This window comes from Paracraurococcus lichenis (assembly GCF_030657435.1).
Taxonomy (GTDB): Bacteria; Pseudomonadota; Alphaproteobacteria; order Acetobacterales; family Acetobacteraceae; genus Paracraurococcus; species Paracraurococcus lichenis.
In genome coordinates this window covers 57,504-70,006 of sequence record NZ_JAUTWS010000030.1, presented here as the reverse complement: position 1 = coordinate 70,006, position 12,503 = coordinate 57,504, and the positions used below count along the sequence as shown (strand labels likewise).

General features: G+C 73.8%; 12 protein-coding genes and 1 riboswitch. Of the genes, 8 read left to right on the top strand and 4 right to left on the bottom strand.

The annotated features are described in order from the left end of the window. Window positions 1–681: 681 nt before the first annotated feature. Window positions 682–1,662: a Bug family tripartite tricarboxylate transporter substrate binding protein gene (locus Q7A36_RS24680; RefSeq protein ID WP_305106424.1), complete on the top strand. Its 981-nt coding sequence runs from the start codon at window positions 682–684 to the stop codon at window positions 1,660–1,662. A gap of 8 nt (window positions 1,663–1,670) precedes the next feature. Then, on the top strand, window positions 1,671–2,447 hold the full coding sequence (locus Q7A36_RS24675) for an NUDIX hydrolase (protein ID WP_305106423.1): 777 nt from the start codon (window positions 1,671–1,673) through the stop codon (window positions 2,445–2,447). A 19-nt stretch (window positions 2,448–2,466) separates the two neighbouring features. Here Q7A36_RS24675 and Q7A36_RS24670 read toward each other — a convergent pair whose 3' ends face one another. Next, window positions 2,467–2,649: a hypothetical protein gene (locus tag Q7A36_RS24670; RefSeq protein ID WP_305106422.1), complete on the bottom strand. Its 183-nt coding sequence runs from the start codon at window positions 2,647–2,649 to the stop codon at window positions 2,467–2,469. A 159-nt stretch (window positions 2,650–2,808) separates the two neighbouring features. Between Q7A36_RS24670 and Q7A36_RS24665 the strand changes: the two genes are divergently transcribed. From Q7A36_RS24665 to Q7A36_RS24650, 4 genes are read left to right on the top strand one after another with little or no spacing between them, the layout of a single operon-like run. Beyond that, window positions 2,809–3,696 (top strand): cation diffusion facilitator family transporter, encoded by an 888-nt coding sequence (locus Q7A36_RS24665; protein ID WP_305106421.1) that lies wholly within the window; start codon window positions 2,809–2,811, stop codon window positions 3,694–3,696. Then, complete coding sequence (locus tag Q7A36_RS24660) at window positions 3,693–4,655, top strand: energy transducer TonB (RefSeq protein ID WP_305106420.1); 963 nt, start codon at window positions 3,693–3,695, stop codon at window positions 4,653–4,655. Before Q7A36_RS24665 ends, Q7A36_RS24660 begins: the two co-directional genes overlap by 4 nt. Window positions 4,656–4,667: 12 nt before the next feature. Continuing rightward, on the top strand, window positions 4,668–5,228 hold the full coding sequence (locus tag Q7A36_RS24655) for a cob(I)yrinic acid a,c-diamide adenosyltransferase (protein ID WP_305106419.1): 561 nt from the start codon (window positions 4,668–4,670) through the stop codon (window positions 5,226–5,228). A 42-nt stretch (window positions 5,229–5,270) separates the two neighbouring features. Beyond that, the gene (locus tag Q7A36_RS24650; protein WP_305106418.1) at window positions 5,271–6,023 is read left to right on the top strand and encodes an FkbM family methyltransferase; all 753 of its coding nucleotides are present in this window, start codon (window positions 5,271–5,273) and stop codon (window positions 6,021–6,023) included. A 19-nt stretch (window positions 6,024–6,042) separates the two neighbouring features. Here Q7A36_RS24650 and Q7A36_RS24645 read toward each other — a convergent pair whose 3' ends face one another. Then, window positions 6,043–6,369, bottom strand: coding sequence for a YnfA family protein (locus tag Q7A36_RS24645; RefSeq protein WP_305106417.1), 327 nt, complete (start codon window positions 6,367–6,369; stop codon window positions 6,043–6,045). A gap of 89 nt (window positions 6,370–6,458) precedes the next feature. Between Q7A36_RS24645 and Q7A36_RS24640 the strand changes: the two genes are divergently transcribed. After that, window positions 6,459–7,388, top strand: coding sequence for a cation diffusion facilitator family transporter (locus Q7A36_RS24640; RefSeq protein ID WP_305106416.1), 930 nt, complete (start codon window positions 6,459–6,461; stop codon window positions 7,386–7,388). A 214-nt stretch (window positions 7,389–7,602) separates the two neighbouring features. Here Q7A36_RS24640 and Q7A36_RS24635 read toward each other — a convergent pair whose 3' ends face one another. Next, on the bottom strand, window positions 7,603–9,570 hold the full coding sequence (locus Q7A36_RS24635; RefSeq protein ID WP_305106415.1) for a TonB-dependent receptor plug domain-containing protein: 1,968 nt from the start codon (window positions 9,568–9,570) through the stop codon (window positions 7,603–7,605). Between the two features lie 135 nt (window positions 9,571–9,705). Next, window positions 9,706–9,987: riboswitch (cobalamin riboswitch) on the bottom strand. A 150-nt stretch (window positions 9,988–10,137) separates the two neighbouring features. Between Q7A36_RS24635 and Q7A36_RS24630 the strand changes: the two genes are divergently transcribed. Beyond that, on the top strand, window positions 10,138–11,865 hold the full coding sequence (locus Q7A36_RS24630; RefSeq protein ID WP_305106414.1) for a hypothetical protein: 1,728 nt from the start codon (window positions 10,138–10,140) through the stop codon (window positions 11,863–11,865). Here the strand turns inward: Q7A36_RS24630 and Q7A36_RS24625 are convergent. Next, window positions 11,840–12,493: an exopolysaccharide biosynthesis protein gene (locus Q7A36_RS24625; RefSeq protein WP_305106413.1), complete on the bottom strand. Its 654-nt coding sequence runs from the start codon at window positions 12,491–12,493 to the stop codon at window positions 11,840–11,842. The two genes, Q7A36_RS24630 and Q7A36_RS24625, sit on opposite strands and share 26 nt — an antisense overlap. Between the last annotated feature and the right edge of the window lie 10 nt (window positions 12,494–12,503).

Below are 12,503 nucleotides of genomic sequence, written 5' to 3'. Positions count from 1 at the left end.
GGAGGGCGCCACTGCTCAAACAACACCGGGACCTCCCGGAACGTCTTGAACGCCTCGCCGTCCAGCAACTCGTCTCGGAAGGCTTGCCTGCATGCCCTGCCATCCACGCGGGGCACGACGGATTTCCTCCTCTACCGGGCGCGTAGCGGCAGAGCTGAGGCCTTCGCACCGGCCACGGCTCGCCACTGGTGACGGCCAATGCCGTATCGGAACCGGTCGATGCCGACAGAGCCGAACCCGTCACCGCGGATCCCAGCCTGACCGGGCCTGTCGTCCATGGCATCCCGCTGTGTGCCGGACGCGTGGTCGCCGCGCGACATGGATTTGGCGAGAGGTTTTCGTCCAGAGAAGGGACGGGCCAGAGCGCGATCGCCTTGCGCAAGGACTTTATTCCTGTCATCCTGGCCCCTCCGGTCCGGAGGTCAGGCCATGCTTCCAGGCGCACATCACCACCCGCTTCCGCACCAGACCAGCACCCGCAACGCCTGCCCCATTGCCGCCGCAATCCACCCCGCTCCTTTGTCCGAATCTGCATCTCGCCCACATAAAATCCCTGGTTCCAAGGGCCTTAAGCCCTTGGCGGGGTGGTTCGGAGGGGCAGCGCCCCTCCGATCTCCAGCCCCGTTGCGCCCCGCCGCTGCCGGCGGCAGGCTGCCGGCAATGAGGGAAGGAGAGGTCCGCATGGCATTGGGACGGCGCGATGCCGGTCTGCTGGCGCTCGCCGCGGCGCTTGGCGCGCCGAGCATCCTCCGCGCGCAGGCGGCCTGGCCGGACCGGCCGGTGCGGCTGCTGCTCCCCTTCGGCGCCGGCGGCGCGGCCGATACCCTGGCGCGCAGTCTGGCCAGCGCCTTCGCCCCGCAGGCCAATGGCCAGTCGCTGGTGGTGGAGAACCGCGGCGGCGCCGGCGGCACCATCGCCGGCGCCGCGACCGCGCAGGCGAAGCCGGACGGCTATACCCTGATGCTGGCCGATCTCGGGGTCAATGCCATCGCGCGGGAGTTGCAGCCCTCCGTCCCCTACGACCCCGCCACCGCCTTCACCCCGGTCTGCCACCTGGTAAACCTGCCGCTCGCCTTCGTCGTGCCGGCCGCGCTGCCCGTCGCCGACATCCAGGGCTTCGTGGCGCTGGCCCGCAAGCGCGGCGACATGGTCTATGCGCATCCCGGCATAGGCTATGCCGGGCACCTCGCGCAGGAGTTCATGAACCGCGAACTTGGCCTGAGGATGACCCCGGTGCCCTATCGCAGCGGCGCCGAGGTGGCGCGCAGCCTGCTCAGCGCCGAGACCGAGAGCACCTTCATGACCGTCTCCACCTCGCTCCCCTTCATCCGGGAGGGGAAGGTGAAGGCGCTCGCCGTCTCCTCGAAGGCGCCGGTGCCGCAGTTGCCGGGCGTGCCGCCGGTCGCCGCCGTGCTGCCGGGCTTCGAGGCGATGGTCTGGCACGGCATCCTCGGCCCGGCCGGGATGCCGGAGGAGGTGACGGCGGCGGCCAACCGGATCTTCAATGCCGTGCTGGCCGAACCCGCGGTGCGGGAGGCGGCGGTGGGCCGGCAGGCCGCCGAGATCGTCGGCGGTACGCCGGAGCAGTTCGGCACCTTCATCCGGGGCGAGATCGCGCGCTGGACGCCGCTGATCCGCGCCCTCGGCCTGCGTGCGGAGTGAGCGAGACGATGAGCGACGCGAAACCACCGGTCCCGGCCCGCCCGGCTTCGACAGTCCTGCTGATCCGCGACGGCGAGGCCGGGCTCGAGGTCTTCATGGTGGTCCGCCACCGGGAGATCGAGTTCGCCGGCGGCGCCCTGGTCTTCCCCGGCGGACGCGTGGAGGAGGACGATACGGCGCTGGGCGGGGCCGACCCGATGGATGGCTTCCGCATCGCCGGCATCCGCGAGACCTTCGAGGAATGCGGCGTCCTGCTGGCCCGCCCGAAGGGCAGCGCCGCCGTCGTGGACGCGACGCGCCTGCTCGGGATCGAGGCGCTGCACCGGACCCGCGTCGCCAAGGGGGAGCAGCCGCTCTCGGCCATGCTGGCGGAGGAGGGGCTGGAGCCGGCGACCGATGCCATGGTGCATTTCGCCCACTGGATCACCCCGGCCAGCCGCAGCAAGCGGTTCGATACGCAGTTCTTCCTCGCCGCCGCGCCGCCCGACCAGGTGGCGGTGCACGACGGGCACGAGAGCGAGGACAGCGTCTGGATCCGCCCGCTGCAGGCCATCGCCGAGGCGAACGAGGGCAAGCGCCGGCTGGTCTTCGCCACCCGCAAGAACCTCGAGAAGCTCGGCCGCTTCGCAACCGTGGAGGAGGCGCTGGCGGCCTCCCGCCAGGCGCGCGTCGTCACCGTGCTGCCGGAGATGGTGCAGACCGGGGAGGGCTGGCGCCTGACCATCCCGGCCGAGGCCGATTACGGCGGCGCGGTCTTCGAGGTGCTGGACGCGCCGGCGATCTGAGGGCGGGGCGGTGCGGCGGTCAGGCATCCCCCACGATCTGCACCACCTCACCGGTGCCGCCGCACTCGGCGCAGGCCGCCTCGCCCTGCCTGCCGCTGCCATGGCAGGCGGGGCAGGGGACCATGCCGGTCTGGCCGGTCCCCGGCGCCGCCTGGTCGCCCGGGTTGCGGGGCGTGCCCGCCGCGTCCTCGGCCTTCGCCATGCCGTGCCTCCCTGCCGTCTCCGCCCCTCGAACGGCCGCGCCACGCCGCCGTTCCTTCCGCCCGCGGGGGGTTGCCCCGGCCGCCGCCGTCGGGGCATGAACCGCCTCCATTCCCCGGAGCCCCGCCGCCTTGGCTGCCCTTCGCCCCGCCGCCGACCGATGACGCGCGTCGTCCGCTTCGCCGCGGCGAGCGTCGTCATCGCCTGCGCGGTCCTCGCCCTGAAGACCGGCGCCTGGTGGCTGACCGGCAGCGTCGCCCTGCTGGCCGATGCGCTGGAGAGCGTGGTGAACGTCGCCGCCGCCGCGGCGGCGCTGGTGGCCGTGCGCTATTCCGCCCTGCCGCCCGACGCCAACCACCCCTATGGCCATACCAAGGCCGAATATTTCTCGGCGGTGCTCGAAGGCGCGCTGATCATCGTCGCCGCCGTCGCCATCCTGCACGAGGCCTGGGGTGCCTGGCTGCGGCCGCATGCGCCGGAGCAGGCGACCGCCGGCCTGCTGGTCTCGGCCGCCGCCACCGGCATCAACGGCGCCTGGTCCTGGCTGCTCTTCCGCCAGGGGCGGCGGTCGCGCTCCCCGGCGCTGCTCGCCGATGCGCGGCACCTGCTGGCGGATGTCGTCACCTCGGCCGGCGTGCTGGTGGGCGTGACGGGCGTGGCGCTGACCGGCCTGCTCTGGCTCGACCCGCTGCTGGCGGCACTGACGGCGCTCAACATCCTCTGGTCCGGCAGCAAGCTGATGCGCGAGAGCGTCGGCGGCCTGATGGACGAGGCGGTGGAGCCCGACCTGCTCGGCCGCATCCGCCACGCCGTCTCGACCAGCGCCGAGGGGGCGATCGAGGCGCATGACCTCCGCACCCGGCATGCCGGGCGGCTGACCTTCATCGAGTTCCACCTGGTGGTGCCCGGGCAGATGACGGTGGATGCCGCGCACGCGATCTGCGACCGCATCGAGGCGGCGCTGAAGGCCGAGATCGAGGGCGCGACGATCACCATCCATGTCGAGCCCGAGGGGAAGGCCAAGCATCACGGGGTGCTGGTGCTGTGACCGCGCTGGCGCGCATCGGGGCGCTGCCGGTGGCGGAGCGGGACCGTGCCTTGCCGCGCCAACGGGGCAGGCGGGTGCTGCCGGCCTGGGCGCCGGCCGCCTCGCTGCTGCTGCACGGGGCGGCGCTGGCCGCCGTGCTGGTGCTGATGACGCGCCCGCCGCGGCCCGAGGCCCGGCCCGAGACCGGGGTGGAGTTCGTCTGGGAGGACTCGCAGGAATCCGAACTGGTGCAGGACCGGCCGCCGGAGATGCCGGCCGCGCCGGCGGTGGCCGAGGCGCCGCCGGTCCCCGATCCCGTCCCGGCGCCGCCCCCGCCGGTGCCGCCCCTCGCCGCGCCGGCTCCGCCGCCACCCGCGGCCGCCGCGCCGGAGCCACCGCCCTCCACGCTCGCTTTGGCGCTGCCGCCGCCCGCCGACCTCCCGGCGCCCGTGACGCTGCCGCCCCCACCGCCGCCGGCCGCGGAAGCGCCGCCGGAGGAGCGGCCCACGCCGGCGGCCGAGGAGGCGCTGCCGCTGCCGCCGCCCCCGATGCCGGCGCCCGCCGCCCCGCCGCCGCGCCCGGCCCGGCAGGCCCCGGCGCGCCAGGCCGTGGCGGCCGTCGCGCCGCCGCTCGCCCCGGCCCTGCCCGAGGGCACCGGCAGCCAGGCTATCCCACCCGGCGGCAGCCGCGCCACCGGCCGGGTCTCGCCCCCCGGCCCGCTGTCGAACGTCCACAACCCGGAGCCGGAATACCCCTACCTCAACCGGCAGCGCGGCGAGCAGGGGACGGTGAAGGTGCGGCTCTCGATCTCCGAACTGGGGACGGTGACCGCGGTGGAGGTGCTGGAGAGCTCGGGCTATCCGGCGCTGGATGAGTCCGCGAAGCGGGCGGCGATGCTGTCTCGCTTCAGGCCGGCGATGCGCGATGACGTGCCGATCCCTGGCACCATCCGCACCTCCTACCACTTCCAGCTCAGATGATGGGTGGACGGCATGGTCAGGCTCGATGTCATCACCACGCGCGGCGGCGACCAGGGGGAGACCTCGCTCGGCGACGGCACCCGGGTCCGCAAGGACGCACTGCGGGTCGAGGCGATGGGCGCGGTGGACGAGGCCAATGCGGCGCTCGGCCTGCTGCGGCTGCAGACGGCGGGGACGCCGGAGGAGGATGCGATGCTGGCGCGCATCCAGAACGACCTCTTCGACCTCGGCGCCGATCTCTGCATCCCGGGCACCGAGGGCGACCGGCTGCGGGTGAGCATCGGCCAGTGCCTGCGGCTGGAGCAGGAGATCGCGGCGATGAACGCGGCGCTGCCGCCGCTGCGGAGCTTTGTCCTGCCCGGCGGCTCGCCGGCCGCGGCCGCGGCGCATCTGGCGCGGACCCTGGCGCGGCGGGCGGAGCGCGCGGTGGTGGCGCTGGCGGCCGCGGAGGCGTTGAACCCGGAACTGGTGCGTTATCTCAACCGGCTCTCGGACCATCTCTTCGTCCTCGCCCGCCGGCTGAATGGTAACGGCGCCGGTGACGTGCTCTGGGTGCCGGGGGATGCGCAATAACCCTGACTATCCGCCGGCCCGGGCCGGCGTTATGTCACGCCCATGAGCGCTCCGATTCCCGATCTGGTCTACGATATCGGCCTGCACCGCGGCCTCGATACCGAGTTCTACTTGCGCAAGGGCTTCCGCGTGGTGGCGGTGGAGGCGCGGCCGGATTTCTGTGCCGATGTCACCGCCCGCTTCGCCGCCGAGGTGGAGGCGGGGCGGCTGACGGTGGTGCATGCCGCGCTCGCGCCGCGCGGCGGCGAGGTGGTCTCCTTCTTCGTCAACGACGTGAAGGATGACTGGGGCAGCACGGAGCGCGCCTGGGCGACCAAGGGCGGGCACGAGGTGACCGAGATCACGGTCCCGACCGTCACGCTGCCGGAGCTCTTCGACCGCCACGGCGTGCCGCGCTACCTGAAATGCGACATCGAGGGCATGGACGAGGAGTGCATGCGCCAGTTGCTGGCGGATGGGCGGCGGCCGGACTTCGTCTCCGCCGAGGCCTCCTCCTTCGACATCTTCGCCTATCTGCGGGCCTGCGGCTATGACCGGGCGCAGTTGGTCAACCAGGCCTTCCACTGGGCGACGCACCCGCCCCAGCCGCCGCTCGAGGGGAATTACGCGGCGGCGAGCTTCACCGGCCACCACAGCGGGCTCTTCGGGCGGGAGCTGCCCTGGGACCGCTGGTCGGACTTTGCCGAGATCACCGGCCGCTGGTACGACTTCGTCTCGCTGTCGCGGCGGGACGGGCTGCTGGCGCATGGCTGGCTGGACGTGCATGCCTGCCGGGCGGAGAGCCTCGGCGGCTGATCCCGGTCCGGGCGCCGCCTCACCCCCGCGCCGCGCCCGCCAGCACCACGCCCGCGCCCAGCAGGCAGAGCCCGGCGCCCGCCAGGTCCCAGCCGGTCGGCGCCTGCCGCTCCACTGCCCAGAGCCAGCCGAGCGAGGCCGCGATATACACCCCGCCATAGGCGGCGAAGGCGCGGCCCGCCGCATCGGCCTCCACCCAGGTCAGCGCCCAGGCGAAGAGAGCGAGGCTGGCGGCACCCGGCAGCAGCCACCAGGCACTCGCGCCCTGGCGCAGCACCGCCCAGGCGGCGAAGCAGCCGGCGATCTCGGCGAAGGCGGCGAGGGCATAGGCGAGGGCGCTGGTCATCCGGGCAGGCTTACCGCGCCGCGTGCCGTCATGCAGCCTTCGGCGCCGCCTGCCGTTCTGCCCGACGGCAAGGGGAAGGGGCAGAGCCCATGGCGCATGGCGGGTCGCGGACGGTCATCCTGGCGGCGCTGGCGGGCAATTGCGCCATCGCCGCGACCAAATTCGCCGCCGCGCTCTGGACCGGCTCCTCGGCCATGCTGTCGGAGGCGATCCATTCCAGCGTGGATACCGGCAACCAGGGCCTGCTGCTGCTCGGCCTCCGGCGCGCGGCGCGGCCACCGTCCGCGCGGCATCCCTTCGGCCACGGCATGGAGCTGTATTTCTGGGCCTTCGTCGTCGCGCTGATGATCTTCGCGCTCGGCGGCGCCGTCTCGGTCTACGAGGGCTGGCAGAAGATCCGCGCGCCGCATCCGGTCGAGGGGGCCTGGATCAACTTCGCCGTTCTCGGCGCCTCCGTGCTGTTCGAGGGGCTGTCCTTCCGCGTCGCGCTGCGCGAGTTCCGCCGTGCCCATGCGGGCGAGCCCTTCTGGTCCGCCATCCGCCGCAGCAAGGATCCGGGCGTCTTCGCCGTGCTGCTCGAGGATGCGGCGGCGCTGGCGGGGCTGCTGATCGCGCTGGTCGGCCTCGGCCTCGCGGAGTGGCTGGCGCTGCCGGTGCTGGACGGCGTCGCCTCGATCGGCATCGGGCTGCTGCTGGTGGCCTCGGCTGGCTTCCTGGCGAACGAGACACGCAGCTTGCTGACGGGCGAGGCCGCCTCGCCGCGGACCGTGGCAGCGATCCGCGAGATGCTGCTGGCCGATCAGCGGGTCGCCGCCGTCGAGGAGTTGCTGTCGATGCATCTCGGCCCGACGGAGGTGCTCGTGGCGGTGACCATCGACTTCCGCGACGACCTGCCGGGCGGCGAGGTGGAGCGCGCTGCAGCAGAACTGACGCGGCGCGTCGAGCAGGCGCATCCGGAGGTGACGCGGCTCTTCCTGCGGCCGCGGCGGATGCCGGCCTCGGTGCAGGCCGCCGCCTGATCTCGCGTCAGCAGAGGCGCGAAGCGCGCTCGAATGCGTCGAGCGACCCCAAGCCCAAGCCATGAGGCCGGAGCCGCGTCAAGCCTGCGCCTTTGGCGCACCGTGCGAAGCGCGGCTGCGGGCTTGACGCGGCTCCGGCCTCATGGCCGACAGCGATGGTCGCCTTCGACGGTGTCGAAGGCGCGTTCAGCGCCTCCGACCCGACGGGGACGCGCTACAGCGCGAAGCGCGTCCCGACCAGCACGCTCCGCCCCGGCGTGGCGAAGCCGTTCACCGGCTCCCAGCGGCTGTTGCCGAGGTTGCGGGCCTCGAGGAAGAGCGCGATCTTCTCCATCGCCTGCCAGCTCGCCGTCAGGTTCACCACCGTCCCCGCCGGATTGCTCCGGGCATAGGGCACGCTCTCGCCGGTATTGGTGTAGCTGGCGAAGGCGCCTTCCGGGCTGCGGCCGGTGAAGAGCACCGTCGGCGCGATCACCACCCGCGGCAGCGGCACGACGCGCGCGGTGATGCTGACGACGTGCTCCGGCCGCCGCGGCAGGCGCCGGTCGGTCGCCTCATCGAAGGCCTCGGTGATGGTCCAGGCCGCCGTCGCCTCGAGGCGCGGGGAGGGGCGCAGCGTCAGCCCCAGCTCCGCGCCATGGATCCGCGCGCGGTCCACGTTCACCAGCGTGTTGAACTCGTTGTTGTAGTTGATCAGGTCGCGCACGCGGCTCTGGAAGAAGGTGAAGCTCGGCATGGCGAAGTTCGGGATGCCGAAGGCCGCGATGTCGGTCTCGGCGCCGATCTCCCAGCCCAGCGAATGCTCCGGCTTCAGGTCCGGGTTGCCCTGGAAGAAGCCTGAAATGACGCCGTAGCGCTGGAAGAGCGAGGGCGCGGCGAAGCCGCTGCCGCCCGAGACGCGGATGCGCGAGCTCACCTCCGGCAGCGCCAGCACCGCGCCCAGCCGCCAGGTGGTCGCGCCCTCGATCCCCGTCACTGCGTCGTGCCGGAGGCCCGCGGTCACGTCCAGCCTGTCCCAGGCGCGGTACTGCAGCGTGGTCCAGCCCGCCGTGGTGTGCTGGTTGGCGTCCACCGTCGTGCGGAAGAAGGAGGAGCCGCTGGCCGACAGCGCCTCCTCGCCCGTATGGGTCACGCCGAAGGCGACGGTCCCCGCGGTCAGCGCGCCGAGGTCGGGCAGCCGCACGGTGTTGCCCCAGTCCAGCGTGGTCCGCGTCCCGCGGTAGTAATCATTGGTCGAGGCCGTGCTCAGGCTGTCCGGCAGGTTGGTGTAGCGCCGCCGGTCCTCGGTTGCCGCGATGCGCAGCCCGGTGGTCCAGAGCCCGTCCAGCAGCTTCGTCTCGCCGCGAAGCTGGCCGTACCAGCGCCGGTCCTCGCCGGTGTAGTTCGGGTCGTCCTGCGGCACGCTGTCGAGGCCGAAGCGGTTCTCCCGCCAGCGCAGCAGCGCCTCGACCCGCGTGCCATCCAGCGGCGTCCAGCCAAGCCGCGCCGTCGTCGCGGCGCCGCGGAAGCCATCGCGCTCGGGGATGTTGGTCTCGAAGCGCGGCGCCATGGCGTTGAAGCCGCGGGTCGAGAGCGAGGTGCCCGAGAGCAGGTAGTCGAAGGCGCCGATGGTGCCGGTCGCGCCGAGGCCGCCGCGGAGCGTGTTCTGCGTGCCGCCCGCAAGCTCGCCATAGGGCTGGAACTGCCGGTCCGGCGGCGCGCGCCGCGTCACCAGGTTCACCACGCCGCCGATCGCCGCCGTGCCGTAGAGGGCGGAGGCGGGGCCGCGCACCACCTCGATCCGCTCGACGTCGAAGAGCAGGTCGTTGCCGAAGTTGAAGGCGCCGTTCGGGTCGGACGGGTCGTTGATCGGCACGCCGTCGAGCAGCACCAGCACGTTGCGGCTGGAGGCGCCGCGCATGAAGCCGCTGGTCTGCTGGCCAAGGCCGCCGGTCGGCGCGACGCGGAAGCCGGGCACGGCGGTCAGCGCCTCGGCCAGGCTCTGGTAGCCGCGCTCCTCGATGTCGCGGCGGGTCAGCACGGTGATGGCGGCCGGCACGCGCTCCTGCGGCGTCGGCACGCGGGTGCCGGTGACGATGGTGTCGGGGATGGCGGCGGCGGTCTGGGCGAGGGCCGGTACGGCCAGGGCGGCGAGGCCGCCGGCCAGGGCCAGCGGCGTGAGACGGGTGGCGATGCGTCGCATGGTGGTTCCCTGCGGCGTTGACGGACCTATCCCGGCCGCGGCTGCGGCCGGGACGACGGACGTCGTTCCCGCAGACGGCGAGGCCGCGACGCGGCCCCGTGATCCGCTGCGCCGGTGCACCCCGCCCGGCACGCGCGAGACAACTCTGCGCCGGCCGGTCTCCTGGCTCGCGGTGCGGGGCGCGAACCCCGTGGCCCTGCCGCCTTCTCGCGCGTCGGGGATCATCCCCTGTGGCGCAATGGCGTCTGGCAGGACCTCACCGCCTACAGTTGCGGGGGCAGCCGCGGCCTGGCCGGATCACGCTGGACCTGCGCTGCACGCGATGCGCGATCCACGCGCTTCGCCCCCGCAGGCCCGACCCGGCCTCACGCGTTCCCGTTTCAGCCCTTGCGGGCCACCGGCGCATGACGCGGTGGTAGCAGCGGGTGGGGGGAATTGGCCAGGGGGCCGCCGATGCGGCACCGCAAGCTCTCCGCCGGTTGTGTCGCCGGGCGCGGCAACAGCCACCCCCGATCCTGCGCTGCAGCATCGCCGGCCCGCACCGGTCCCCCCGCATCCGGAATCCCGATGGACGTCTCCCCGCTGGTCCGCCGGCTCGGCCTCGCCGCGCCGGTCCTCGCCGTCCTTGGCGCCTGCAGCGCGCTGCTGGTCGGGTTCCCGGCGCCGCCGGGGCTCGGTGGGCATGACGCCGACATCGCCATCGCCTGGCTGGGGCAGGTCACGGCCGCCCTGGCGGATGGGGACCCCTGGCCGCGCTGGCTGCCGCAGGCCGCCTTCGGCTTCGGCTCGCCGGCCTTCTACATCTACCCGCCGCTGCTCTACTGGGTAGGCGGCCTGGTGGGGCTGGCGACCGGCCTCGGCCCGGACCTCGCCCTTCGCCTGACTCTCGCGCTGGTGGCGCTGGCTGGCGGCGGGGCGATGCTCCTGCTGCTGCGGCGGGAGGGCTGCCCGGACCGGGCGGCGCGGACGCTCGCCGCCCTGTATCTGGTCTTTCCCTATGCCGCCTTCATCGACCCGATCCACCGGGGCGCGGCGGCGGAATGCGCGGCGCTCGCCGCCCTGCCGGTGGTGGGCCTCGCGCTCCGCCTGCCGCCAGCGCGCCCGGCGGCGATCGCCGGGCTCGGCGCCGCCTTCGCGCTGCTGATCCTGACGCACCTGCCGATGGCGGTGCTGATGGCCGGGCTCGGCGTGGTCCACTACCTCCTGCGCTGGCGCGGCTGGCGGGCGCTGGCCGTCTTCGCCGCGGGGCAGGCGCTGGCGGCGGCGCTGGGGGCGCCGGTGCTGGTCCCGGCGCTGTCGCTGCAGGGGCTGATCTCGCCGGAATACTGGACGCTCTGGCCGGGCTGGCGGCCCTCGACCTGGCTGCTCTTCCAGGATCCCACGCATCTCCGGCCGGGCGGGCACCTGCTCTACTACGCCTGCTTCGCGTTGCTCCTGCTGCTGGCGGGGCAGGTGATCGCGCTGCGGCGGTGGGCGCGGGCGGGCTGGGGCGGGGCGGACCTGCCGCCGCTGCTCGCCGGCCTCCTGGCCCTGGCGCTGACCACGCCGCTCACGAAGCCGGCCTGGGACTACCTGCCGATCCTGCCGCTGGTGCAGATCCCGCTGCGCGCCTTCGGCCCGGCGAGCCTTTTCCTGGTGCTCGCGCTCGGCCGGCGGCTGGCGGCGGGGGCGGCGCGGCCCGGGCGCGTGCTGCTGCTCGGCCTGCTGCCCTCGGCGGCAATGACGGCGGCGCTGCTGCTGGCGGTGACGCTGCTGCCGGAGCGCGGGCCGCGCGGCGGCTACCGCTTCCTGCCCTCGGAGGCGCGGGCCGCGGCCGCCATGGCGAGCCCCGGCGGGCATCCGCCGGAATACATCCCGCGCTGGGCGCATGCCGCCGATTGGGCCGAGATCGGCGTCCGGCAGGTGGCGCCGCCGGCGGCGGTGCAGGGCCTGCCGGCGGTCGTGCAGGGGGAGGGGCGGGTGGCCGAGCGCCGCACCGGCGCGACCTACCGGCTCGAGATCGACTGCGCGACGGCCTGCCGGGTGCTGGCGCGGCAGTTCTGGTGGCCCGCCTTCGTGCTGGAGGGGTTGCCGGGCGCCCCCACCCTGGACCCCGCGACCGGCATGGCCGCGGTGGAGGCGCCGGCGGGCCGGCATCTCGTCGCCTTCCGCCGCCGCTGGCTGCCGTCGGAGTGGATCGGCCTCGGGGCCTTTGCCGCCGGCCTCGCCGTGCTGGCGGTGCTCGCCTGGCCCCGCCGCGCGATCGCCCCCGTCGCCGGGGGCGCCGGGCTCAGAACACGTATCCCAGCGCCTTGACGCCGATCCAGCAGACCGCGATCAGCACGCCGGTGGCGACGACGCAGCCGCCGATGGTCAGCCCGACGCCCCAGGCAGTGACGCGGTTGTCGTGCTCGACCAGGCCGAGGGCCATGACGATATTGCCGAAGGCCGGCGGGCCATTGGTGCCGGGGCCGGGCAGGATCAGCATCAGCGCGACATAGGCGGTGAGCCAGCCGAAAAGCCGGTCACCGGCCGGGGAGGTGAAGAAGCCGGGCCGCGGCTTCACGTAGCGCTCGACCTTGCTGAGCCAGGAGGAGGAGGCGCCGGCGAGGCGCAGCAGGTCGTCCCGCTTGATGCTCTGGCGGGCGATGAAGCCGGGCAGCGACGGCACGCGGCGGCCGAGGCCCATCTGGATGCCGAGGATGAGCACCGGCGTGCCGAAGACCGAGGCCATGCCGGGCAGCAGCGAGGGCAGCAGCAGCAGCAGGATCAGCAGTCCGAAGGCGCGGTCGCCGAAGGCTTCCGCCATGTCGCCGAGCGAGATGCGCTCCCCCGGGCAGCGCGCCGCCACTTCCGCGACGATGCGGGAGATCGGCGCGCCGGCGCCCCCATGCCCATGCGAGGCGTCAGCCGTCGCGATCGGCGCCTCGATATGCCCGTCCATTCCCGGTCTC

Bases quoted from the DNA above. Each gene is read 5' to 3' on its own strand.
- Q7A36_RS24635 (WP_305106415.1), bottom strand. From the start codon at position 9,570: ATGCGACGCATCGCCACCCGTCTCACGCCGCTGGCCCTGGCCGGCGGC.
- Q7A36_RS24640 (WP_305106416.1), top strand. From the start codon at position 6,459: ATGGCGCATGGCGGGTCGCGGACGGTCATCCTGGCGGCGCTGGCGGGC.
- Q7A36_RS24655 (WP_305106419.1), top strand. From the start codon at position 4,668: ATGGTCAGGCTCGATGTCATCACCACGCGCGGCGGCGACCAGGGGGAG.
- Q7A36_RS24665 (WP_305106421.1), top strand. From the start codon at position 2,809: ATGACGCGCGTCGTCCGCTTCGCCGCGGCGAGCGTCGTCATCGCCTGC.
- Q7A36_RS24630 (WP_305106414.1), top strand. From the start codon at position 10,138: ATGGACGTCTCCCCGCTGGTCCGCCGGCTCGGCCTCGCCGCGCCGGTC.
- Q7A36_RS24680 (WP_305106424.1), top strand. From the start codon at position 682: ATGGCATTGGGACGGCGCGATGCCGGTCTGCTGGCGCTCGCCGCGGCG.
- Q7A36_RS24670 (WP_305106422.1), bottom strand. From the start codon at position 2,649: ATGGCGAAGGCCGAGGACGCGGCGGGCACGCCCCGCAACCCGGGCGAC.
- Q7A36_RS24650 (WP_305106418.1), top strand. From the start codon at position 5,271: ATGAGCGCTCCGATTCCCGATCTGGTCTACGATATCGGCCTGCACCGC.
- Q7A36_RS24625 (WP_305106413.1), bottom strand. From the start codon at position 12,493: ATGGACGGGCATATCGAGGCGCCGATCGCGACGGCTGACGCCTCGCAT.
- Q7A36_RS24675 (WP_305106423.1), top strand. From the start codon at position 1,671: ATGAGCGACGCGAAACCACCGGTCCCGGCCCGCCCGGCTTCGACAGTC.
- Q7A36_RS24645 (WP_305106417.1), bottom strand. From the start codon at position 6,369: ATGACCAGCGCCCTCGCCTATGCCCTCGCCGCCTTCGCCGAGATCGCC.